The organism is Actinokineospora sp. NPDC051303 (genome assembly GCF_055586285.1).
In genome coordinates this window covers 1-20,895 of record NZ_JBVJIN010000069.1, presented here as the reverse complement: position 1 = coordinate 20,895, position 20,895 = coordinate 1, and the positions used below count along the sequence as shown (strand labels likewise).

The 20,895-nt window shown below is 71.7% G+C and carries 19 protein-coding genes; 15 read left to right on the top strand and 4 right to left on the bottom strand.

The window, feature by feature from the left end:
- Window positions 1-14 precede the first annotated feature (14 nt).
- A complete protein-coding gene (locus ACZ6SD_RS30105) occupies window positions 15-1,502 on the bottom strand; it encodes a phosphatase PAP2 family protein (protein WP_465320398.1) in 1,488 nt (495 codons plus the stop codon).
- 144 nt (window positions 1,503-1,646) lie between these two features.
- Here ACZ6SD_RS30105 and pafA point away from each other — a divergent pair, with 144 nt between their 5' ends.
- The 13 genes from pafA to ACZ6SD_RS30040 all read left to right on the top strand — a co-directional run bounded on the left by pafA (window position 1,647) and on the right by ACZ6SD_RS30040 (window position 15,767).
- Window positions 1,647-3,005: a Pup--protein ligase gene (pafA, locus tag ACZ6SD_RS30100; RefSeq protein WP_465320397.1), complete on the top strand. Its 1,359-nt coding sequence runs from the start codon at window positions 1,647-1,649 to the stop codon at window positions 3,003-3,005.
- A gap of 321 nt (window positions 3,006-3,326) precedes the next feature.
- Window positions 3,327-4,118, top strand: a complete 792-nt coding sequence (locus ACZ6SD_RS30095; protein WP_465320396.1) for a maleylpyruvate isomerase family mycothiol-dependent enzyme — start codon at window positions 3,327-3,329, stop codon at window positions 4,116-4,118.
- Between the two features lie 134 nt (window positions 4,119-4,252).
- Complete coding sequence (locus ACZ6SD_RS30090) at window positions 4,253-5,371, top strand: hypothetical protein (RefSeq protein ID WP_465320395.1); 1,119 nt, start codon at window positions 4,253-4,255, stop codon at window positions 5,369-5,371.
- Window positions 5,368-5,730 (top strand): hypothetical protein, encoded by a 363-nt coding sequence (locus ACZ6SD_RS30085; RefSeq protein ID WP_465320394.1) that lies wholly within the window; start codon window positions 5,368-5,370, stop codon window positions 5,728-5,730. Before ACZ6SD_RS30090 ends, ACZ6SD_RS30085 begins: the two co-directional genes overlap by 4 nt.
- Window positions 5,731-6,061: 331 nt before the next feature.
- A complete protein-coding gene (locus tag ACZ6SD_RS30080) occupies window positions 6,062-7,036 on the top strand; it encodes a helix-turn-helix transcriptional regulator (RefSeq protein WP_465320393.1) in 975 nt (324 codons plus the stop codon).
- The gene (locus ACZ6SD_RS30075) at window positions 7,033-8,001 is read left to right on the top strand and encodes a helix-turn-helix transcriptional regulator (RefSeq protein ID WP_465320392.1); all 969 of its coding nucleotides are present in this window, start codon (window positions 7,033-7,035) and stop codon (window positions 7,999-8,001) included. Before ACZ6SD_RS30080 ends, ACZ6SD_RS30075 begins: the two co-directional genes overlap by 4 nt.
- 67 nt (window positions 8,002-8,068) lie before the next feature.
- Window positions 8,069-8,278 (top strand): bacteriophage holin, encoded by a 210-nt coding sequence (locus tag ACZ6SD_RS30070; RefSeq protein ID WP_465320391.1) that lies wholly within the window; start codon window positions 8,069-8,071, stop codon window positions 8,276-8,278.
- Between the two features lie 203 nt (window positions 8,279-8,481).
- Window positions 8,482-8,805 (top strand): Sec-independent protein translocase subunit TatA, encoded by a 324-nt coding sequence (gene tatA, locus ACZ6SD_RS30065; protein WP_091446962.1) that lies wholly within the window; start codon window positions 8,482-8,484, stop codon window positions 8,803-8,805.
- A gap of 17 nt (window positions 8,806-8,822) precedes the next feature.
- Entirely contained in the window at window positions 8,823-9,788 is a 966-nt protein-coding gene (gene tatC / locus ACZ6SD_RS30060) for a twin-arginine translocase subunit TatC (RefSeq protein WP_465320390.1), read from the top strand.
- A gap of 47 nt (window positions 9,789-9,835) precedes the next feature.
- Window positions 9,836-10,720 (top strand): diacylglycerol/lipid kinase family protein, encoded by an 885-nt coding sequence (locus tag ACZ6SD_RS30055; protein WP_465320389.1) that lies wholly within the window; start codon window positions 9,836-9,838, stop codon window positions 10,718-10,720.
- Between the two features lie 53 nt (window positions 10,721-10,773).
- The gene (locus ACZ6SD_RS30050; RefSeq protein ID WP_465320388.1) at window positions 10,774-13,569 is read left to right on the top strand and encodes a DEAD/DEAH box helicase; all 2,796 of its coding nucleotides are present in this window, start codon (window positions 10,774-10,776) and stop codon (window positions 13,567-13,569) included.
- Window positions 13,570-13,831: 262 nt separating this feature from the next.
- Complete coding sequence (locus ACZ6SD_RS30045) at window positions 13,832-14,491, top strand: DUF4333 domain-containing protein (RefSeq protein ID WP_465320387.1); 660 nt, start codon at window positions 13,832-13,834, stop codon at window positions 14,489-14,491.
- 73 nt (window positions 14,492-14,564) lie between these two features.
- Window positions 14,565-15,767 carry a GNAT family N-acetyltransferase gene (locus tag ACZ6SD_RS30040; protein ID WP_465320386.1) on the top strand — a complete coding sequence of 401 codons (1,203 nt, stop codon included), beginning with the start codon at window positions 14,565-14,567 and terminating at the stop codon, window positions 15,765-15,767.
- A 143-nt stretch (window positions 15,768-15,910) separates the two neighbouring features.
- On the opposite strand, the gene ACZ6SD_RS30035 is transcribed toward ACZ6SD_RS30040, so the two are convergent.
- From ACZ6SD_RS30035 to ACZ6SD_RS30025, 3 genes are all read right to left on the bottom strand, one after another.
- Complete coding sequence (locus tag ACZ6SD_RS30035; RefSeq protein WP_465320385.1) at window positions 15,911-16,216, bottom strand: DUF1540 domain-containing protein; 306 nt, start codon at window positions 16,214-16,216, stop codon at window positions 15,911-15,913.
- 317 nt (window positions 16,217-16,533) lie between these two features.
- Window positions 16,534-17,013 (bottom strand): GyrI-like domain-containing protein, encoded by a 480-nt coding sequence (locus tag ACZ6SD_RS30030; RefSeq protein WP_465320384.1) that lies wholly within the window; start codon window positions 17,011-17,013, stop codon window positions 16,534-16,536.
- 412 nt (window positions 17,014-17,425) lie between these two features.
- A complete protein-coding gene (locus tag ACZ6SD_RS30025) occupies window positions 17,426-18,349 on the bottom strand; it encodes a 5'-3' exonuclease (protein WP_465320383.1) in 924 nt (307 codons plus the stop codon).
- A 104-nt stretch (window positions 18,350-18,453) separates the two neighbouring features.
- Here ACZ6SD_RS30025 and ACZ6SD_RS30020 point away from each other — a divergent pair, with 104 nt between their 5' ends.
- On the top strand, window positions 18,454-19,590 hold the full coding sequence (locus ACZ6SD_RS30020; RefSeq protein WP_465320382.1) for a M24 family metallopeptidase: 1,137 nt from the start codon (window positions 18,454-18,456) through the stop codon (window positions 19,588-19,590).
- Window positions 19,587-20,039, top strand: a complete 453-nt coding sequence (locus ACZ6SD_RS30015; RefSeq protein ID WP_465320381.1) for an Lrp/AsnC family transcriptional regulator — start codon at window positions 19,587-19,589, stop codon at window positions 20,037-20,039. The genes ACZ6SD_RS30020 and ACZ6SD_RS30015 overlap by 4 nt, the downstream gene beginning before the upstream one ends.
- Window positions 20,040-20,895: the final 856 nt, after the last annotated feature.

The following is a 20,895-nucleotide window of genomic DNA, read 5'->3' as shown; positions in this document are numbered from 1 at the left end:
CTCGGGCCTGGGAGTCAGGAGCGGTAGATCGACAGCGCCCTCGGCCGGGAGCGGAACTCGAACCGCTGTCCCAGCGGCCCCACCTCGCCGTCGGTGGCCACCCGGCGGTAGCCGTCGAGAAGGCGGACGTCCAGGCTCGGCATGTCGTGCTGGCGGTAGACGTGGCTGGTCGCCAGTGTGCGGGTGAGCGTGCCCAGCACGAACCGCGCCCGCGAGTACGGCAGGTCGGCGCGCACATAGCGCACGTCGAGCAGGCCGGTGTCGAGGGCGGGCCGCTGGGTCGGCGCGAAGCCCTTGGGGGCGTAGGTGCCGTTGCCGACGAACACCATCCACACCAGGTGCGCCTTGCCGTTGAACTCCAGCCGGATCGGCTGCGCCCGCCGCAGGGTCCTGATCAGCGCCAGCGCGCCCGCGGGCCACTTCGGCCAGTTCCGCGCCTCCAGCCGCTCCCGCAGCCGCACCATCTCCGGGTACCCGCCCAGGCTGGCGGTGTTGACGAACCAGCGGTGCGTGGCGCCCGTGCTGCCGGTGATCCGCACCCCGGCCAGGTCGATCTGCACGCCGGTGCCCGCCCGCACCGCCTCGACCGACTCGTGCACGGTCTCCACGCCCACGTCCCGGGCGAAGTGGTTGAGCGTGCCCGCCGGGATCAGCAGCAGCGGAAGCTGGAACTCCGCCGCGACGGCGGCCACGGCGGCGACCGTGCCGTCGCCACCGGCCACGCCGACGGCCTTGAACTCCCCGGGCGCGGCGGTGAGCCGCTCGGACAGCTGATCGATCAGGTTGACCCCCGGCCGCGGGTGCTCGATCGTCGCGTCCGGCCACAGCTGGGCGATCTCGCCGGTCGGGTCCACCCCGGCCACCCCGGAGTTCGGGTTCACCAGCACCAGCAGCCCGGCGCCGTCGCCCAGCGGCGGGAGGTCGGCCGCGTGCGCGGTCCGGCCCGGCCCCTCCGCGCCCAGGGGCCACCAGTGGCGGGTCGCGTACGCCGCGCCGACGCCGATCGCGGCCCCCGCGGCGACGTCGGTGGGCCAGTGGACCCCGGTGTGGACGCGCGAGTACGCCACCGCGGCCGCCAGCGGCGCGACCGCGATGGCCAGCATCGGATGCTCCATCGCAACAGCTGTGGTGAACGCCACTGCCGAGGCCGAGTGTCCGGACGGGAACGACGAGCTGGTGGGCCGCTTGGTCAGCCTGCGGTGCTCCGGCACGAGGTCGGCCGCCGGGCGCCTGCGCGGGAAGAGGTTCTTCGCGACCAGGTTGGCCGACGTGCTGGCGAACGCGATCGCCCCGACCCCGCGCAGCGCGGCCCGCCGACCGGGGCCCTTTCGGCAGGCCAGCAGGGCCGCGACGGCGAACCAGAGCCTGCCCTTGTTGGCCGACCTGGTCAGAGATTTGAGCCCGTGGTCGACCGGTGTGCGGGGCAGCGCCGCGCTCAGCCGCACCAGATCCTGGTCGACCCGGTTGACCCTGCGGACGGAACGGCGCACTCGTCGGAACATGATCGGAGATTCAACCGGACGCCGGATTCGGCCGCCGTGCGGAGGGCCAAGGTGAACAGCGGGTGACGGCACGCTCGATAACAGATCGTGGACCTCCCCGAACGGCGCACGGTCCTTGTCGTACTTTGCGCCTAGGCTTAGAGGATGCAGCGGCGGATCTTCGGCATCGAGACCGAGTTCGGCGTGACCTGTACGTTCCACGGGCAGCGCAGGCTGTCGCCGGACGAGGTCGCGCGGTACCTGTTCCGGCGGGTGGTTTCGTGGGGGCGTTCCTCGAACGTGTTCCTGCGGAACGGATCACGCCTTTACCTGGACGTCGGGTCGCACCCGGAGTACGCCACGGCGGAGTGCGACGACCTGGTCCAACTGGTCACCCACGACAAGGCGGGCGAGCGGATCCTGGAGGACCTGCTTGTCGACGCGGAGCGAAGACTGGCCGACGAGGGCATCGGCGGCGACATCTTCCTGTTCAAGAACAACACCGACTCGGCGGGCAACTCCTACGGGTGCCACGAGAACTTCCTGGTCACCCGGGCGGGCGAGTTCTCCCGGATCGCCGACGTGCTGCTGCCGTTCCTGGTCACCCGCCAGCTCATCTGCGGCGCGGGCAAGGTCCTGCAGACCCCGCGCGGGGCGGTCTACTGCCTCTCGCAGCGCGCCGAGCACATCTGGGAAGGCGTCTCCAGCGCCACCACCCGGTCCCGGCCGATCATCAACACCCGCGACGAGCCGCACGCCGACGCGGAGCGCTACCGGCGCCTGCACGTCATCGTCGGCGACTCGAACATGTCGGAGTCGACCACCCTGCTCAAGGTGGGCACCGCCAACCTGGTGCTGGAGATGATCGAGGACGGCGTCCAATTCCGCGACTTCAGCCTGGACAACCCGATCCGCGCCATCCGCGAGATCAGCCACGACCTCACCGGCCGCAAGCTGGTGCGGCTCGCGGGCGGGCGGGAGGCCTCGGCGCTGGACATCCAGCGCGAGTACCACGCCAAGGCCGTCGAGCACGTCGCCCGCCGCTCGCCCGACCCGCTGGCCCAGCGGGTGGTCGACATGTGGGGCCGGGTTCTCGACGCGATCGAGGAGCAGGACCTGACCAAGATCGACCGCGAGATCGACTGGGCGATCAAGCACCGGCTGGTCGAGCGCTACCGGGCCAAGCACGACCTGGAGCTGTCCAGCCCCCGCATCGCCCAGCTCGACCTCGCCTACCACGACATCCGGCGCGGTCGTGGCATCTTCGACCTGCTCCAGCGCAAGGACCTGGTGGCCAGGGTGACCGACGACGGCGAGATCGAGGCCGCCAAGGACACCCCGCCGCAGACCACCCGGGCCAAGCTGCGCGGCGACTTCATCGCCGCGGCCCAGGCCGCGGGCCGCGACTTCACCGTCGACTGGGTGCACCTCAAGCTCAACGACCAGGCCCAGCGCACCGTGCTGTGCAAGGACCCGTTCCGCGCGGTCGATGAGCGGGTGGAACGCCTGATCGCCTCGCTGTAACCGTTCGCCGAAGGGCGGGTGTGCCGGGTTCGACCCGCCACACCCGCCCTTCGCGCGTCTTGGCTGCCCTCTGACCAGCCCCTGCTGTTGATCCCAGCTCGCCCTACTCCCCTTTGCCCTGGCTTTAAAATCAACTATGGACTATCAAGATATCGGATGGTTTGTCCTCCCGGAGGGCGCGGGCCCGGTATAACAAGAGGAAATACGACAAAACGCCTGGAAGGGCGGGGGCTTTGAGCGTGGGCACTGCTCAGGGGCGTGGCCGCCACTGACGGCGGCTGTGGCTCCCGGGGAACGGCATGAACGGCAGGGGAGTGGGCCGTGGACTACGTCCGTCATTTCCGTCGTGAGGTCCTGGCGTTCGAGACGCTCGCTCGTCGGGCGGCCGGGGACGCGCCCTGGGTGCCCTCTTGTCCTGACTGGACCGTCTCGGACCTGGTGGCGCACCTGGGCTGGGTGCACCGGTACGTAGCCCACCTCGTCCGGGAGCGGATCACGGAGCCGGTCGATCCCACCGGAACCGACTTCCTCGGCCTCCCGGCCGACCGGGTGGGCTGGCCGACCCCGGAGCACGGCCCGAGCCGCGGGCCGATCCCCGCCGGGCTGATCGAGTGGTTCACCGAGGGCGCCGCAGCGCTGACGGACCTGTTCCGGGACCGCGACCCAGCCGAGCGCGTGTGGACCTGGGCGGGGGAGGGCGGCGTCGGGTTCTGGGCGCGGATGCAGGCCATCGAGGCCGCCGTGCACCACTGGGACGCGGCGAACGCGCTCGGGGTGGCCGGGCCGGTCGACACCGAACTCGCCGAAGACGCGATCGACCACGCGTTCGCGGTCATGCTCGCCGCCCGGCGGACCCGAAGCAAGGCCGAGCCGGGGGCGGGGGAGCGGTTGCGGTTCCGCCAGACCGACGGCCCCGGCCGGTGGACCCTGCGCTTCGACGGCGACGACGCCCGGCTCGTCCACGAGGCCGAGCCATGGGACGTCGAGCTGGCCGCCCCGGCGTCGGACCTGATGCTCTTTCTCTGGCACCGGCTCCCGGCGGCCGACCTCGACGGGGTGACCGGCGACGCGGGCGTGCTCGCCCGGTACCCGGTCCTCGCCCCGCCGATCTGATCCGTCCTCTCTGGTCTTGGAGCACCTCGTCAGCTTCGGCTCAGTGGGTGAGGCGGCAGTTACGGCCTATCGGCGGCTGGTGTCGCCACGCCCGGCGGATCTGTCATAGAGTCCGCCGCGGGGGGTGTGCGCACGTGAACTTCAAGGTCGATCCACCATCCGTCGTCGCGCTGGCGAAGCTGATGGGACGGGCGGGCTCGGCCGCGTCGATCTTCGCGGCCGCGAACAACGGCGCCGGGCCCAGCGAGTTCGGCGAGGGCCTGCTCGGGATGCTCGCCGGGCCGCTGGACAGGTGGCAGAGCCTGGGGTTGTCCAACTGTCAGCGTGCGTCGACCCTCGCGGACCACTGCGACGAGACGCTGGTCGCGGTGGCGAAGTTCTACGTGGCCACCGACGCCGCCGAGGAAGCGCGGCTGGACAGCGAGTACCCGGCGGCGACCTCGCGGCGCGTCAGCGGCGACACCGTCACGGCGCCGGAGACCGCGGGCGGATTCACCGACTGGGAAGACGCCTGGCGGGACCCGCACAACCCCGAGTTCCCCTACACCGCCCCACCGGAGCCAAGGGACAACGACGGCCGCGGGTGGGACTTCGACCTCGACGGTGAGATCGACAAGCTCACCGGCGCGGCGTCGGTGGCGCCGTATGTGCGCGACCTGCTCAAGTGGCTGGTCGGCTGGGACCCGTTCGCCGCCGTCACGACCATGATCGCGGGCGACTGGAAAGGGCTGATGCGCCAGGGTTCGGTGTTCGAGGACACCGCGACGGCGTTCGGCCGGATCAAGTGCAACGTCGACCGCGGGCGCTACGCGATCCAGGACCGCTGGGACGGCAACGCCGCCGCCGCGCTGGAGAACTGGCTGGCCGCGTACTCGCAGGCGTGCGCCGACCACGCCAAGTTCTGCGTAGAAGCAGGCTGGAAGATCAAGAACTTCGCCCGCTCGGCGTTCCACGCGTTCCAGGCGTTGAACATCGCCATGGACTCCCTGATCGACTCGGTGCTCGACTCGCTGCTCAAGGTGCGTGGGCTGGGCGCCGCGGTCGGCGGCGTGGTCAACGTCATCCGCGGGGAGAAGCCGGAGCAGGCGTTCGCCGCCGTTGTCTACTCGGTGTTCCCGATCGCGGACCTCCTGGACAAGGTTCGCATGCTGGCCCACGGCATCCAGTCCGCGGCCGAGATGGTGGCGGGCAACGGCGAGGTGGCCGCGGCGGCCTGGCCTGCTGAGCCCTACCGGCACCCGGCGGTCCGATGACCACGCCCTGGCGGACCGACGAGGGTCGCAAGGCTATGGACACCCGGATGCGGCTGCTCGCGCGGGAACCTGGCGACCTCGGCGACTTCGCCCGCGACGTGGTGGCGGGCCGGGCACGGCCGAGGGACCTCCTGTACTCCTCGGTGCTCGCCGAGGACACCGTCAGCGCCCTGCGCGCCCAGGCCGACGCCTGGCAGGCCCTGCCAGAGGCCGAGCGCCAGGCCGCCGTCGACGCCGCCCCCGCCGCCACGGCCGCCGAGATCGCCGCGCTGGCGGCGTACTCGGAACCCGAGCCACCCAAGCCCGCGGTCGACGACCCCGACAACAGCGACCGCGGTTACCTCTCCGACGCCTGGTGATTCACCGCCGCGGCGCCACGGCGAGCCTCGACCTCGCCCAGGCGACGCCTGCTCTGGACAGCCCGGGACATCACTAAAAGCACGACGATCCTCGTGACCGGTGAGCACCGAGTTCGTCCGTTGAACTTTAAATCGACTATTTTCTATCAAGATAACAGATGATTCTTCCACCGGTCACCCAACCGCCACTCCCAGCCAACGACTCAAAAAACGCAAGGACAGGGTCGGGGCCACCCGCGACGCTGGGGTGCGGGGCGCCTTCGGGTCACTCGCACGGGTGTTCGGGCACGGCGGCTGACCACGGCGGGAGCAGGGGCGTTAGGGTGCGCTGGTGTCCGTCGCGCGCGCCGAACGACTTGTGAACCTGGTGCTGTGCCTGCTGTCCACACGCCAGTACCTGACCGCCGACCGGATCCGGGGGATCGTGCCCGGATACGGCGACGCGCCGACCGACGACGCCTTCTTCCGGACCTTCGAGCGGGACAAGACCGAGTTGCGGGAGCTGGGCATCCCGTTGGAGGTCGGCCGCAACTCGATGTTCGACACGGTCGACGGCTACCGGATCGCCCGGCGGGACTACGAGCTCGGCGCGATCGACCTGGAGCCGGACGAGGCGGCGGCGGTGGCGCTGGCGGTGCGGCTGTGGGACTCGCCGGAGTTGACCGGGGCGGCGCATGGGGCGCTGCTCAAGCTGCGGGCCGCCGGTGTCGACGTCGACCAGGCCGCGCCGACGGTGGTGGAGTCCAAGGTCCGCACGTCGGAGCCCGCGTTCGGTCCGTTGCTCGCGGCGGTGCAGGCGGGGCAGGCGGTGTCGTTCGAGTACCGGCGGCCCGCGCAGGCGGAGTTGCGGGAGCGGGTGCTGGAGCCGTGGGGGGTCGTGTCGTGGCGGGGCCGGTGGTACGTGGTCGGCCATGACCGGGACCGGGACGCGCCGAGGTGCTTCCGGTTGTCGCGGATCGTCGGCGAGGTGCGCAAGATCGGCAAGCCGGGCGTGGTGCGCAGGCCGGAGGACGTCGACCTGATGCGGTTCGTGGCCAGCACCGACCGGGAGCAGCCGCGCTCGGCCAGCGCGACCCTGTGGGTGGCGGCCGGGCGGGGCGCCGGTCTGCGCAGGCGGGCGAAGGTCGTGGGGGAGCGGGTGGTCGACGGGGTGCCGGGCGACCTGCTGGAGTTGGAGCTGAACTACCCGGACACCGCGGCGGGCTGGATCGCCGGGTACGGGGCGGATGTGCTGGTGCTGGAGCCGGACGTGCTGGCGAAGTCGGTGCGGGAGCGGCTGGTGGCGGTGGCGGAGGGGGCGTCGTGACCGGGTCGCAGGAGCGGTTGCCGAGGCTGTTGGCGCTGGTGCCGTACCTGATCGCGCGGCCGGGCATCCCGCTCGACGAGGCGGCGGCCGACTTCGGGGTGACGCCCAAGCAGTTGCGCAAGGACCTTGAGCTGCTGTGGATGTGCGGGCTGCCGGGGTACGGGCCAGGCGACCTGATCGACATCTCGTTCGAGGAGGACACCGTCACGGTGACCTTCGACGCGGGGATGCGCAGGCCGCTGCGGTTGACCGGGGCGGAGGCGACGGCGCTGCTGGTGGCGTTGCGGGCGCTGGTGGACACCCCGGGGATGGCCGACGCGGACGCGATCCGGCGGGCGGTGGCCAAGATCGAGGCGGCGGCGGGCCAGGCGCAGCCCGCCGGGGTCGCGGTGGGGCTGGGGGTGCGGGAAGCGGCGGAGACGGCGCGGGTCCGGGAGGTGGTGCAGTCGGCGCTGCTGGCGGGCCGGGCGCTGCGGATCACCTACTACACGGCGTCGAAGGACGAGATCACCGAGCGGACCGTGGACCCGATGCGGGTGCTGATCGTGCAGGGCCGCGGGTATCTGGAGGCGTGGTGCCGTCGGGCGGAGGCGGTGCGGCTGTTCCGGCTGGACCGCGTGGATGACGTGGACGTGCTGGACGAGGCCGCGGCGCCGCCGCCGTACGCGGAGCCGACGGACACCTCGTCGGGGTTGTTCCGGGCGACGCCGGATCAGCGGGTGGCGCGGCTGGTGCTGGAGCCGGACGCGCGGTGGGTGTCGGAGTACTACCCGGTGGAGGACGTCGAGGAGCTCGACGGCGGCCGGTTGCGGGTGGCGATGCGGTACGCGGACACGTCGTGGATCGTGCGGTTGCTGTTGGGCCTTGGTGGTGAGGTGCGGGTGGAGGAGCCCGCCGACTTGGTGGTGTTGCTGCGGGAGCGGGCGGCCGCCGCGGTGCGGCGGATCGCGCTGGTCACCGGTTGACCTGATCAGGTCGGCTGGACGCGGCTGGTGGACGCGGGGGTGCTCGCCGCGTCGATAGGCTGGGCGCATGGAGTATCTGGCTGCGGGCGCGCTGTTGTTGGTCGGCTTGGTTGTGCTGGCCGGGTTCCTGGTGGGGCTGCTTCGGCGGGTGGGCCGGGTGCGGGGCGCGGTGGTGTCGACCTCGCGTGGTGTCGGCGACCGGGTGGGGCTGCTGCGGGCGCGGTCGGCCGCGCTGCGGGTGGCGGTCCAGGCGCGGAAGACGAAATCTGATTCATAACAGCCGGACTCGCGGTGAAAATGACGTTCGCTCGGGTGTTCCGGTAAAGCTCCGTTTTTTGTTTCACTGCCAGACACCTCTTTGTGTCTTTTCGGGTCTGCCGGTGCGGCAGGGTGCTGACCGCGTGAACTTGGGCGACGCGCGCCGCGGGAGCGGAACAGGCGAGTACGCTAGTATCGCCAAGACGAGACAGGAGAGCGGACATGACTCCAGGACCGTGGGAGATCCTCATCATCGCGGTGGTGATCGTGCTGCTGTTCGGCGCGCGCAAGCTGCCGACGATGGCGCGCTCGCTGGGCCAGTCGATGCGCATCCTCAAGGCCGAGACCAAGGGCATGCGCACCGACGAGCAGGACGACGCGGGGAAGCCCGAGGCCGACAAGGCTCCGTCCGCGACCGCGCAGCCCGTCGCGGCGCAGTTGCCGCCCGCGAAGCCGGAGCAGTCGCCGGAGGAGTTGCGGCGCGAGATCGATGAACTGCAGCGGAAGCTGAACCAGCAGGACCAGGCGCACAAGAACGCCAGTTGAGAGGATCGGTTCCCACGGTGGCGCGCGATCCGCACCGCCGGGCTGAAAGCCGCCGCGAGAAGAGGAAACTCCGCAGTCGCAGGCATAATCCCGACGGCACCATGACGTTGAAGGACCACCTTTACGAGCTGCGGAATCGGCTCGGAATGGCGGTTCTGTTCATTCTCCTCGGCGGTGTGTTCGGGTTCATCTGGTTTTTCACCAGGTTGGGCCCGGTGCCTGCCTTGGGCGACATTCTCTTGCAGCCGTACTGCGCTTTGCCGACGAATGTGCGGTTCGCGCCGAACGGGACCTGCCAGCTGTTCCAGACGCAGCCGTTCGAGGCGTTCATGGTGCAGTTCAAGGTGGGTATCGCGGTGGGCATGGTGGTGACGGCGCCGCTGTGGCTGTACCAGGTGTGGGCGTTCATCACGCCGGGCTTGTACGCGAAGGAGCGCAAGTTCGCGTCGATCTTCGTGTTGTGCGCGTCCGTGCTGTTCGCCGCGGGCGCGGTGCTGGCGTTCTTCGTGATCCCGCAGGGCCTTGAGGTGCTGGTGTCCTTCGGCGGCGGGGTGTTCATCACGGCGTTGAACGCCGGTGACTACATCTCGTTCGTGCTGGTGATGCTGCTGATCTTCGGGGTGAGCTTCGAGCTGCCGCTGCTGGTGATCATGCTGAACCAGATCGGGATGCTGTCGTATGCGAATCTGAAGAAGTGGCGGCGCGGGATCGTGTTCGCGCTGTTCATCTTCGCGGCGTTCGCGACGCCGGGCACGGATCCGATTTCGATGGTCGTGTTGGCGGTCGCGATGACGATTCTGTTCGAGTTCGCGGTGCAGGTGTCGCGGATTCACGACCGGCGGAAGGCGAAGCGGGAGGCGCTGGAGGACCCGGCCGCGGGGTTGTCCGACGACGAGGCGACGCCGATGAACTACATTCCGGAGCCGATCGACCCGGAGCCGCTTCCGCCGGAGCGGGCGAAGGGCTACGACGACGTGACCTGATCCGACCCGCCGCCTCGGCCGGGTCCTGGCCGAGGCGGGGGTGCGGGGTGGGGCTGCGGGCGGCGTTGGTGTTCCACCCGGGGTCGGGGCATGGCACCGCGGGCCGGGACGCGGGCGCGGTGGCGGCGCGGCTGCGGGATGCGGTCGGTGAGCTGACCGTGGTCGAGGCGACGTCGGTGGCCGAGTCGCGGGCGTTGGCGGCGCGGGCGGCGGACCGGGGCCTGGATCTGCTGGTGGTGTTGGGCGGGGACGGGTCGGTGCACCAGGGGGTGCGGTTCTGCGCCGAGCACCAGGTGGCGTTGGCTGTGGTGCCGTCGGGGACGGGCAATGATTTCGCGCGGGCGCTGGGGTTGCCGCTGTCCCCGTTGGCCGCGGTGGCCGAGGTGGTGGCCGCGATCGGGTCTGGGGCGCGGCGTCGGGTGGACCTGGGGCGGGTCGGCGGCGAGTGGTTCGCGAGCGTGTTGTGCGCGGGGTTCGACGCCGCGGTGAGCGAGCGGGTGAACCGGATGCGGTGGCCGCATGGGCGGCGGCGCTATGACCTGGCGATCGTGGCGGAGTTGGCGGCGTTGCGGTCGCGGCCGCTGGTGGTGGACACCGGTGACGAGGTGCTGGAGTTGGCGGCGACGATGGTCGCGGTGGGGAACACGGCGTTCTACGGGGGCGGGATTCCGATCTGCCCGGGCGCCGATCCCGCGGACGGGTTGCTGGACGTGACGGTGGTGGGCGGGGTGTCGCGGCGGGATCTGCTGCGGATTCTGCCGAGCCTGCGCGGTGGCGGGCATGTGGCGCATCCGGCGGTGCGGACTGTGCGGGCGCGGCGGGTGGTGTTGGGCGCGGACAACGGGTGGGTGGCCTACGCCGACGGTGAGCGGATGGGGCCGTTGCCGGTGGTCGTGGAGTGCGTGCCGGGGGCGGTGGAGATCGTCGGCTGAGGCCGGGGGGTTTCCACGCGACGGGTGTCGGTGCTTTGTGGAAGTCTTGCGGTGTGTCCGCGAGCTCATCTTCCAGTTCGTCCTCTTCTTCGCCCGTCAGTCCCGCGCAGGCGTATGCCGCGGCCCGGCGGCGGGTGGCCAATCCGAAGCTGGCGGAATTCGTCGCCGAGTTGACGTTCGATCTCGACCCGTTCCAGCGTCAGGCGTGTGTTGCCCTTGAGGACGGCCATGGGGTGCTGGTGTGCGCGCCGACGGGGGCGGGCAAGACGGTGGTCGGCGAGTTCGCGGTGCATCTGGCGTTGTCGGAGGGGCGCAAGTGCTTCTACACGACGCCGATCAAGGCGTTGTCGAACCAGAAGTTCGCTGATCTGACCGCCCGGTATGGGCCGAAGGCGGTCGGTCTGCTGACCGGTGACACGTCGGTGAACGGCAACGCCCCGATCGTGGTGATGACCACGGAGGTGCTGCGGAACATGCTGTACGCCGAGTCGTCCGCGTTGGACGGGCTCGGGTATGTGGTGATGGACGAGGTGCACTACCTGGCCGACCGGTTCCGGGGGGCGGTGTGGGAGGAGGTGATCCTGCACCTGCCGGAGTGGGTGCGGCTGGTGAGCCTGTCGGCGACGGTGAGCAACGCCGAGGAGTTCGGCGAGTGGCTGGTCGAGGTGCGCGGGGACACCACGGTGGTCGTCGACGAGCACCGGCCGGTGCCGTTGTGGCAGCACATGCTGGTGGGCGGCCGGATGCTGGACCTGTTCACCGGGGAGGACCCGGCTGGGGAGTTGCGGATCAACCCGCATCTGGTGCGGCGCACCGAGGAGGTCGGGCGGGTCCACGCGCCGTGGCACAACCCGAAGGCGAAGGGCGGTCGGGCGGCGGGGGTGCGGGGACCGCGGTTCAAGCCGCCGTCGCGGGTGGAGGTGGTGCAGCGGCTGGACGGGGCGGGGTTGCTGCCCGCGATCGTGTTCGTGTTCAGCCGGGCCGGGTGCGAGGCGGCGGTGGCGCAGTGCGTGCGGTCGGGGCTGCGGCTCAACTCCGAGGACGAGGTCGCGCAGGTGCGGCGGATCGTGGACTCGAAGACGCGGGACCTGCCGGACGCGGACCTGACGGTGCTGGGGTTCTGGGAGTGGAAGGAGGCGTTGGAGCGCGGGTTCGCCGGGCACCACGCGGGCTTGCTGCCCGCGTTCAAGGAGACCGTGGAGGAGTTGTTCGTCCGCGGTCTGGTGAAGGCGGTGTTCGCGACCGAGACGCTGGCGCTGGGGATCAACATGCCCGCGCGGACGGTGGTGCTGGAGCGGCTGGTCAAGTACAACGGCGAGGCGCACGTCGAGTTGACCCCGGGGGAGTACACGCAGCTGACCGGGCGGGCGGGGCGGCGGGGGATCGACGTCGAGGGCCACGCGGTGGTGGTGTGGCAGCCGGGGGTGGACCCCAAGCAGGTGGCGGGGTTGGCCTCGACGCGCACGTATCCGCTGCGGTCGTCGTTCCGGCCGGGCTACAACATGGCGGTGAACCTGGTCGACCGGTTGGGGGCGCGGCAGGCGCGCGACATCTTGGAGCAGTCGTTCGCGCAGTTCCAGGCCGACCGGTCGGTGGTGGGGCTGTCGCGGCGGGTGGACCGCAACCGGGAGGCGCTGGACGGGTACGCGGAGTCGATGACCTGTCATCTGGGGGATTTCACCGAGTACGCGGCGCTGCGCAAGCAGATTTCGGATCGGGAGAAGGCGCTGTCGCGGCAGAACAGCGCGGCGCGGCGGGCGGAGGCGGCGCATTCGCTGGAGCAGTTGCGCAAGGGCGATGTGATCGCGGTGCCCGCCGGTCGGCGGTCGGGGTTGGCGATCGTGATCGACCCGGGGCTGGACCCGATGGGGGAGCCGCGGCCGCTGGTGGTGACCGAGGACCGGTGGGCGGGCCGGTTGTCGGTGGCGGATTTCCCGGCTCCGGTTGCGGCGTTGGGCCGGGTGCGGTTGCCCAGGCAGGTCGACATCCGGTCGCCGAAGTCGCGGCGGGATCTGGCCTCGACGCTGCGGGCGTCGGGGATCGAGGCCCCGGCGCGGACGCGGCGGCGGTCGGGGTCGGCGGAGGACTCGGAGTTGGCGACGCTGCGGCGGGCGCTGCGGGCGCACCCGTGCCACGGGTGCCAGGACCGGGAGAACCACGCGCGGTGGGCGGAGCGGTATCACCGGTTGCTGGCCGAGACCGAGCAGGTGGAGCGCAAGGTGGCGGCGACGACGCATTCGCTGGCGCGGGCGTTCGACCGGATCCGCGCGTTGCTCGCCGACCGGGGTTATCTGGCCGCGGGCACCGGTGAGAAGCGGGGTGAGCAGGTGGTGACCGAGCATGGGAAGCGCCTGGCCCGGCTTTACAGCGAGTCGGATCTGCTCGCCGCGGAGTGCCTGCGGCACGGGGTGTGGGACGGGTTGAACGCGGCCGAGTTGGCGGCGGTGGTGTCGTCGCTGGTGTACGAGGCGCGGCGGGACGGCGCGGTGGAGGCGCGGGTGCCTGGCGGGGCGGTCACCGACGCGCTGACCGCGACGGCGCGGCTGTGGGCGGAGTTGGAGGCCGACGAGCGGCATCACCGGTTGGATCGGACGCGGCAGCCGGACGCGGGGTTCGCGTGGACGGTGTACCGGTGGGTGCGGGGTGAGTCGCTGGAGAAGGTGATCACAGCGGCGGATTCGGCCGGGCAGGAGCTGTCCGCGGGTGACTTCGTGCGGTGGTGCAGGCAGGTGATCGACCTGCTGGACCAGATTCGGGACGTGGTGGGCCCGGGTGAGCCGGTGGGCAAGGCCGCTGGCGAGGCGGTCCGGGGGATTCGGCGTGGGGTGGTGGCCCTGGCCACGGCGTGACCCGCGCGGGCGCCCCGGCAGGCCGCACCCCGGTCGGGTGATGTTGGGGTGTTGGCTGTGTGCTCGCCAGCCGCGCTAGTTCCGGGTGCGCGGACTCCGGAAGTGGCGGTTCCAGGGCGGTGTGGGTGGCTGATCGGGTGGTGTGTCCGACATGTTCGCCCAGTCGGCCGGGTTGGGTGGGGCGGACGCGCCCCGCTGTGGTTTGATCGCGCGCAGTGGTGTTCAGGTGTGCCGCGCGACCTCGATTTGGCGGAGGCGAGAGATGAGCAGCCCCTACGGGCCGTCCGGTGGGCAGGATCCGCACCCGCAGTGGGGTGGTCAGCAGCAGCCGCCCTACGGCGGTGGTCAGCAGCCGGGCACCCCGTCCGGCGGGTTCCCCGCTCAGGGCGGCGGGTACGGCCAGCAGCAGCCGTACGGGCAGCAGCCCGACCCGACCCAGCAGCAGCAGTACGGCGGGTATGGGCCGCAGCAGGGGCAGCCGCAGCCGACGCAGCAGTACCCCGGCGGGTACGGGCAGCCGCAGCAGCAGGGGCAGCCGTACGGCCAGTACCAGCAGCAGCCCGGCGCCTACCCGGGCACGCCGCCGCAGGAGAAGAAGGGCGGCGGCACCTGGCTGTGGGTGACGGTGGTGGTCGTCGTGCTGATCGCCGCCGCGGTCGCGGTGCTGGGGTTCTTCACCCCGGGCTGGTTCAACACCAAGGTGTTCGACAAGGCCGCGGTCGAGAACGGCGTGCGGACGATCCTGACCGACAAGTACAGCGTCGAGGGCGTCGACTCGGTGACGTGCCCGGCGAAGCAGGAGGTCAAGAAGGACCTCCAGTTCTCCTGCGACGTCGTGATCGGCGGCGAGACGAAGAAGGTGAACATCACCGTCCGCAACGACAACGGCGAGTACGAGGTCGCCCCGCCGACCGACAAGTAGCGTTCCCCGTTCGGGCGCGTGGCCGCTGGATTTCGGTCGCGCGCCCGAGGTGTGTCCGGGCAGGATCGACGGGATGAGCGACATCGATATCCGGGTGCTGTCCGACGCGGAGTCGCGTCCGGCGCTCGACCTGTTCCGGCGGTCGCTGAACCGGCCCGCGCCGCCGGACTCGGAGTGGGAGTACCTGCGGCATTCGTACGAGCCGAGCCGCACGCATGGCGCGTTCGCCGGGGACCGGCTGGTGGGGACCGCGTTGGTGTGGCCGTCGACGCTGGTGACGCCCGGCGGGCGGGTGCTGCCGCTGGCCGCGGTGACCAGGGTCGGTGTGCGGGCGGATTACCGGCGGCGCGGCGTGCTCACGGCGCTCATGCGGGCCCAGTTGGCCGATGTGGCCGCGCGCGGCGAGGTGTTCGCGGGGCTGCACGCGAGTGAGCCGGTGATCTACGGGCGGTTCGGGTACGGGGTGGCGTCGCGGTCGGCGACGGTGACCGTGCGGTCCCGCGACGCCGTGGTGCGACCGGAGGCGCCGGTGGGCGGCGACGTGCGGCTGGTCGAGGGCGACGAGGCGGTCGCGTTGCTGCCGGGGCTCTACGAGCGGACCCGCACCAGGGCGGGGATGCTGGCGCGGTCGCGTCCGTGGTGGCCGGTCTTCTACGACCGGCCCTTCGGGATCGGCGAGCATCTGCTGGTGGCGGTGCACAGCGGCGCGGGCGGTGACGACGGTTTCCTGACCTACCGGCCCTCGCGGAACGACGACCTGGACGCGCCGACGACGCTGGGGGTGGAGGACTTCCACGCGACGAACCCGGAGGCGGTGAACGCGCTGTGGCGGTTCATCGTGGGCGTGGACTTGGTGGAGCGGGTGACGGTGTGGGCGCGGCCGGTGGACGAGCCGGTGGAGGCGCTGTTCGTCGACCCGCGCGCGGTGGTCAGGCAGGAGGTGGAGGCGGATCTGTGGCTGCGGCTGGTGGACGTGCCCGCGGCGTTGGCCGCGCGGTCGTACGGGCCGGGTTCGGTGGTGGTGGAGGTCGTGGACTCGTTCCTGCCGGGGAACTCCGGGCGGTACCGGGTCGGGGCGGGCGGCGCGGAACGGACGGGCGCGGCGGCGGAGTTGTCGGTGGACGTGGACGTGCTGGCGATGCTGTACCTGGGGGCGTGGCGGCCCTCGGCGCTGGCCGGGATCGGCCGGGTGCGGGTGCTCGACCCGGCGGCGGTGCCCCGCGCGGACGCGGTGTTCGCCGTGGACGGCGCGGCGTGGTGCGGCACGTTCTTCTAGGGCCGGGTCCCGGTGGCGCGGGTCGGCCCAGCCCTCGGCGCCGCGGTGAACACCGGGTGGTCGCCCGCCGCGGCCGAGCCGCTGGGCCGCGGACGAGGGAGACCACCCGGCTCCACACCCGGCCAGTCGGGAAGCGGCGGTCCTCAGCCGGTCGTGTACGTGAGGCAGTTGGCGTCGTGGGACCCGTCGCCGGGGGCGACGCGGATGCCGCCGGGCGCGGTGCACTCCAGTTCGCGGTTGTGCCTGCAGTCGCTCCGCGAGCACGCGCCGACCTGGGCGACGACCCTGGGCAGGCCGCCCTTGCGGTCCAGGGGGATGAAGGTGGCGCAGTCGGCGGCGCCGTTCTCACCGCTGACGGTGATGGCGAAGGCATGGCAGTGAACGTCGTGGTTGTAGGAGCACCCTGTCACGGTGCATTCGCTGACGGCGGGCATTTCAGTGAGGGACATGACAGCTCCTTGGGCAATGAGTTCGGGTGATCGGACCGTGCCATCGAATACCCGGCATCGCAACTTCAAGGATTGAGGCGAGCCTTGCCTTGCCCAAAAGAATGGCGGTCTTTTCCTGTGCGTCATTCTTTCTGGAAGATTCGCAGGTCAGAGCCCGTGTCGCGGCGATCGCGCCTGACCGCTCATGACTGGTGGTCGCTCGTGCGCTGGATATGCTTCGCGAGGCGAAACTGCTCATCGCAATCACTCCGACGGGCGATATCCGCGGGCAATGTCGACTCGGTCCGGGACTGCCCCGGCTGCCTCGCCGGGGCCGGTCAGGGGCAGCCCGCGCCGTCGACCCGCACCGGGCACTGGAGTTCGACCACCCAGCGGCCCGGCGTCTCCTCGGTGTGGATCACCCGGTACACGCCGTGGGATTCCAAGCCGCGGTCGCGCAGTGCGACGTCCAGGGCCGCCCACGCGTCGCCGATGTCGTCGGCTGGGTCGTGGTGGGTCGCCGACGCGCCCTGTGCCACCGCGGGCAGTTCAGCGAGGTCGAGCCCGGCCGCCGGGGCGGCGCCGGGGGCGAGCGGCACGGCGACCGCGACCTCGATCGTGGCGCCGCCCGGGCGTCCGTAGAAGGTGTGGACGCGGCGCTCGGGCGCGGGAGCTCCCGCCGCGACCAGCCGCGCGGTGACCGTGGCCAGCAGGGCGTCGGCGGCGGCGCCGATCTCGCCGATGTCGTTGACCTCGGCGCTGGCCTGGGCCAGGCGCAGCGTGGGCAGCGGCCGCAGCCGCAGGGTGCTGTTGGTCATGGGTCAGCCCTCTCTCGATGGATCGGAGCCGTCACCGCACCCGGCCGAGGCGGGCGGTATCGGCCTGGACGCGGTGTTCCAGCGGCAGGGTCTCCGCCAGCATGGCACGCACGCGGGCGCGCGGGGCCGCGGCGAGGGCCGGTCCCAGGCGATTCCGACCTGGGTGGTCATCGCACGCAGGGCGAACAGCAGCATCTCGTCCTTGTCAGCGAAGTGGCGACGCGGCGGAGGCTAACCGCGTCCAGGCCCGGTGGATGATCACCGCCAGGTGGTCGACGTGCTCGACACCGCCCGCGTCACCTTCGCCGAGGTGCGCCTGCGCGGCGGCGGCGCGGAGCCGACACCGTGGCCGCCGCTGGTGGCGCTGACCGCGGTCTGCCTGCGGCCGCTGCCCGTGGTGGGAGCGCGGCTTTCAGGACAGGGCGGTGAGCAGTCGGTCGACGGAGCTGCCCAAAGCCCAGCGTTCCTGGAGGTGCCGTACCCGGTCGAGGTCGGCGGGGGCGTGCGGGATGGCGGGGTCGCCGGTGGCGGTGATCGCGGCGTCGGTGGCGACCCGGACGACCAGGGGCGCCTTGGCCAGGTAGTCGGCGTCGTCGGTGAACGCCTGGCGGACGCGCAGCGGGACGTCTTTCGACCCGGCGGCCGCGGCGTCGACTAGGGCTTGCAGGGAGCCGAACTTCGAGATCAGCTTCGCGGCGGTCTTCTCGCCGATGCCGGTGATGCCGGGCAGCCCGTCGGACGGGTCGCCGCGCAGCACGGCCATGTCGGCGTAGGCGAGGCCGTCCTCGGGCAGCCCGTAGCGCTGGGCCAGTTCGCGGGGGCCCACGACCTCGGCTTTGGCCCAGCCGCGGCCCACGTACACCACGCGCACGGGGGTGGGCTCATCGCGGACGCACTGGAACAGGTCGCGGTCGCCGGTGACGATCTCCACCGGGGCGACGGTCTCGCGGTGGGCGAGGGTGCCGATGACGTCGTCGGCCTCGTACCCGGCGGCCGCGGCGGTGGCGATGCCCAGCGCTTCGAGCAGGTCGATGATGATCGGCACCTGCGGGGTGAGGGTGTCGGGGACCTCTTCGGCGTTGACCGTGGGGTCGGCGACGCGCTGGGCCTTGTAGCTGGGGATGGCCGCGACCCGGAACGCCGGGCGCCAGTCCGCGTCCAGGCAGGCGACCAGGCGCGCGGGCCGCCGGTCGGCGATGACCTGCGCGATCATCCCGGCGAAGCCGCGCACCGCGTTGACCGGCACCCCGTCGGGGGAGGTCATCGACTGCGGTAGGGCGAAGAAGGACCGGAAGTAGAGGCTGGCCGAGTCCAACAGCACGAGAGGTCCGCTCACGAGCCGTGAGCCTGCCACACCCCACCGACGGGCGACGTCCCGCGCGGGCCGCGGTTCATGATCACTCGGGCGGGTGGGCGGCGGACCCGGCTAGGCTGCCGGGCATGTCGACCACCGCCGCCATCGACGCCGACCGCCTGCGAACCCGGCTCGACCGGGCCCGTGCCGCCGCCGCGGCAGCGGGCGCCGACGCGCTGGTGATCGCCCCCGGCTCCGACCTGCGTTACCTGATCGGGGGAACCAACACCTCGCACGAGCGGCTGACCGCGCTTGTCGTGCCCGCCGGGTCCGGCGAGGTGGTGCTGGTGGTTCCGAAGCTGGAGGCGCCCGGGTACGACGCGGTCCCCCTCGACGCGCTCGGGGTGCGGCTGGCGACCTGGGTGGACGGGGACGACCCGCACCGGCTGGTCGCCGGGCTGCTCGGCGACCAGCCGGTGCGGGTCGCGGTGGGCGACATGCTGCCCGCGCTGCACGTGCTGGCCCTGCGCGCCGCGCTGCCCTCGGCGGAGCAGGTGCTCGCCGGGCCGGTGCTGCGGGAGCTGCGGATGCGCAAGGACCCCGCCGAGATCGCCGCCCTGCGCGCGGCGGGCGCCGCGATCGACCGCGTGCACGCCCGGATGGGCGACTGGCTGCGGCCCGGCCGCACCGAGGCCGAGGTCGCCCGCGACATCGCCGCCGCGATCGTGGCCGAGGGGCACGAGCGCGCCGAGTTCGTCATCGTCGGGTCCGGGCCCAACGGGGCCAGCCCGCACCACGAGGTGTCCGACCGGGTGCTCGCCGAGGGCGACGTGGTGGTGATCGACATCGGCGGGCCGACCCCGGCGGGCTACAACTCCGACAGCACCCGCACCTACGCCATCGGCGAGCCCCGCGACGCCGACGTCGCCGAGAGCTACGCGGCGCTGCTGGCCGCGCAACGGGCCGCGGTGGCCGCCGTGCGGCCCGGGGTGACCGCCGAGCAGGTCGACGCCGCGGCCCGGCAGGTCCTCGCCGACGCGGGCTTGGCCGAGCGGTTCATCCACCGCACCGGGCACGGCATCGGCCTCGATGTGCACGAGCACCCCTACATCGTGGCCGGGAACGACCTGGTGTTGGAGCCCGGCATGGCGTTCAGCGTCGAGCCCGGGGTGTACCTGCCGGGTCGGTGGGGGGCGCGGATCGAGGACATCGTGGTGGTGACCGAGGACGGCGCGGAGTCGGTGAACGCCCGCCCGCGCGAGCTGGTGGTGCTGCAGGCATGAGTGGGGAACTGGAGCCCATCGACAAGGCCATTGTCCGGGAACTGGCCGCGGACGGCAGGCGCAGCTTCACCGACCTCGCCGAGCGGGTCGGGCTCAGCGTGTCCGCGGTGCACCAGCGGGTGCGCAGGCTGGAGCAGCGCGAGGTGATCTGCGGGTACGCGGCGAAGCTGAACGCGCACGCGATCGGGTTGCCGCTGACCGCGCTGATCTCGCTGACCCCGATCGACCCCGCCGCCCCCGACGACTACCCGCAGCGCCTGGAGCACATCAGCGAGATCGAGTCCTGCTACTCGGTCGCCGGGGACGAGTCCTATGTGCTGTTGGTGCGCGTGCCGTCCCCGGTGGACTTGGAGGAGCTGCTGCGCAAGATCCGTGAGGCGGCGAAGGTCTCGACCCGGACCACGGTGGTGCTGTCGACCCCCTACGAGGGCCGCTCACCCGCGCTGTAGCGCGAACACCGCCAGGCGTAAACCCGCCACCGGCTCTACCGTGCGGGCGCGGACAAACCTGCCCCGCTGGTAAGGGCACCGAAGAAACCCGAACCCGAACGGAACAACCGCAGCCGGCACAGTGTCCCCGTGCGGAACCCCGGAGCGCTCGTAGCGGCGGCTTGCGCGCTCGCCTACACGGCAGCCAAGGTCGACCTAGCCCTACGCGGAGAACTCGGCCTCCCCGGCTTCCCCCCGTCCCCAGAGACGACGCGCGATTTCGAGGGCAGCATCGCCCTGGCCCAATGGGGAAACGCAGCGGTCGGCCTAGCCGTCGCCGTACTAGCCGCCACCCTGACCCAACCACGCGGCGGCCTCCCACTACGGCTGGCATCCGCACTAGGCGCCACCCTGATCGCCGCGGGCCTCATCGGCTTCACTATCCGCGCGACCACCACCCCACCCAGCGCGGCAGGCTGGGCAACCCTAGCCATAGGCGCCCTCTGGGTAACCTGCTGGATCCAGGCGATAGTCACACACCGCCGCCTCACCGCACGACACTTAAACCCGCCTGCCCCCGCCAGTTAGCTGCTCAATGGAAGTGGAACAGCAACCACCCTCCTGCCAACCGCACCTCACCCCGCCAGTGCCCGTGCGAGCGGACAGTGAACCAGCCTTCCTGCCAACCGAACCCCCTGTCAGGCCGAACCCCTGTCAGCCCGCACCCGGCCTTGCCAGGCGCTCGGTGGGATGGGAGGTGGAGCAGCGAACCCGAGCACCTACCAGCAGGAACCCGAAGCTGCCAGGTGCTCGATGGGGTGGAGTGGTTTCTTCGGGGGAGAAGGAAGATCGCTAAGCTGGCTCCGCACGTGTGAGG

Excerpts from the sequence above, each read along its gene's own strand:
- tatA (WP_091446962.1), top strand. The coding sequence starts at position 8,482 with ATGACTCCAGGACCGTGGGAGATCCTCATCATCGCGGTGGTGATCGTG.
- ACZ6SD_RS30105 (WP_465320398.1), bottom strand. The coding sequence starts at position 1,502 with ATGTTCCGACGAGTGCGCCGTTCCGTCCGCAGGGTCAACCGGGTCGAC.
- ACZ6SD_RS30045 (WP_465320387.1), top strand. The coding sequence starts at position 13,832 with ATGAGCAGCCCCTACGGGCCGTCCGGTGGGCAGGATCCGCACCCGCAG.
- ACZ6SD_RS30070 (WP_465320391.1), top strand. The coding sequence starts at position 8,069 with ATGGAGTATCTGGCTGCGGGCGCGCTGTTGTTGGTCGGCTTGGTTGTG.
- ACZ6SD_RS30030 (WP_465320384.1), bottom strand. The coding sequence starts at position 17,013 with ATGACCAACAGCACCCTGCGGCTGCGGCCGCTGCCCACGCTGCGCCTG.
- ACZ6SD_RS30035 (WP_465320385.1), bottom strand. The coding sequence starts at position 16,216 with ATGTCCCTCACTGAAATGCCCGCCGTCAGCGAATGCACCGTGACAGGG.
- ACZ6SD_RS30015 (WP_465320381.1), top strand. The coding sequence starts at position 19,587 with ATGAGTGGGGAACTGGAGCCCATCGACAAGGCCATTGTCCGGGAACTG.
- ACZ6SD_RS30085 (WP_465320394.1), top strand. The coding sequence starts at position 5,368 with ATGACCACGCCCTGGCGGACCGACGAGGGTCGCAAGGCTATGGACACC.
- ACZ6SD_RS30020 (WP_465320382.1), top strand. The coding sequence starts at position 18,454 with ATGTCGACCACCGCCGCCATCGACGCCGACCGCCTGCGAACCCGGCTC.
- pafA (WP_465320397.1), top strand. The coding sequence starts at position 1,647 with ATGCAGCGGCGGATCTTCGGCATCGAGACCGAGTTCGGCGTGACCTGT.
- ACZ6SD_RS30040 (WP_465320386.1), top strand. The coding sequence starts at position 14,565 with ATGAGCGACATCGATATCCGGGTGCTGTCCGACGCGGAGTCGCGTCCG.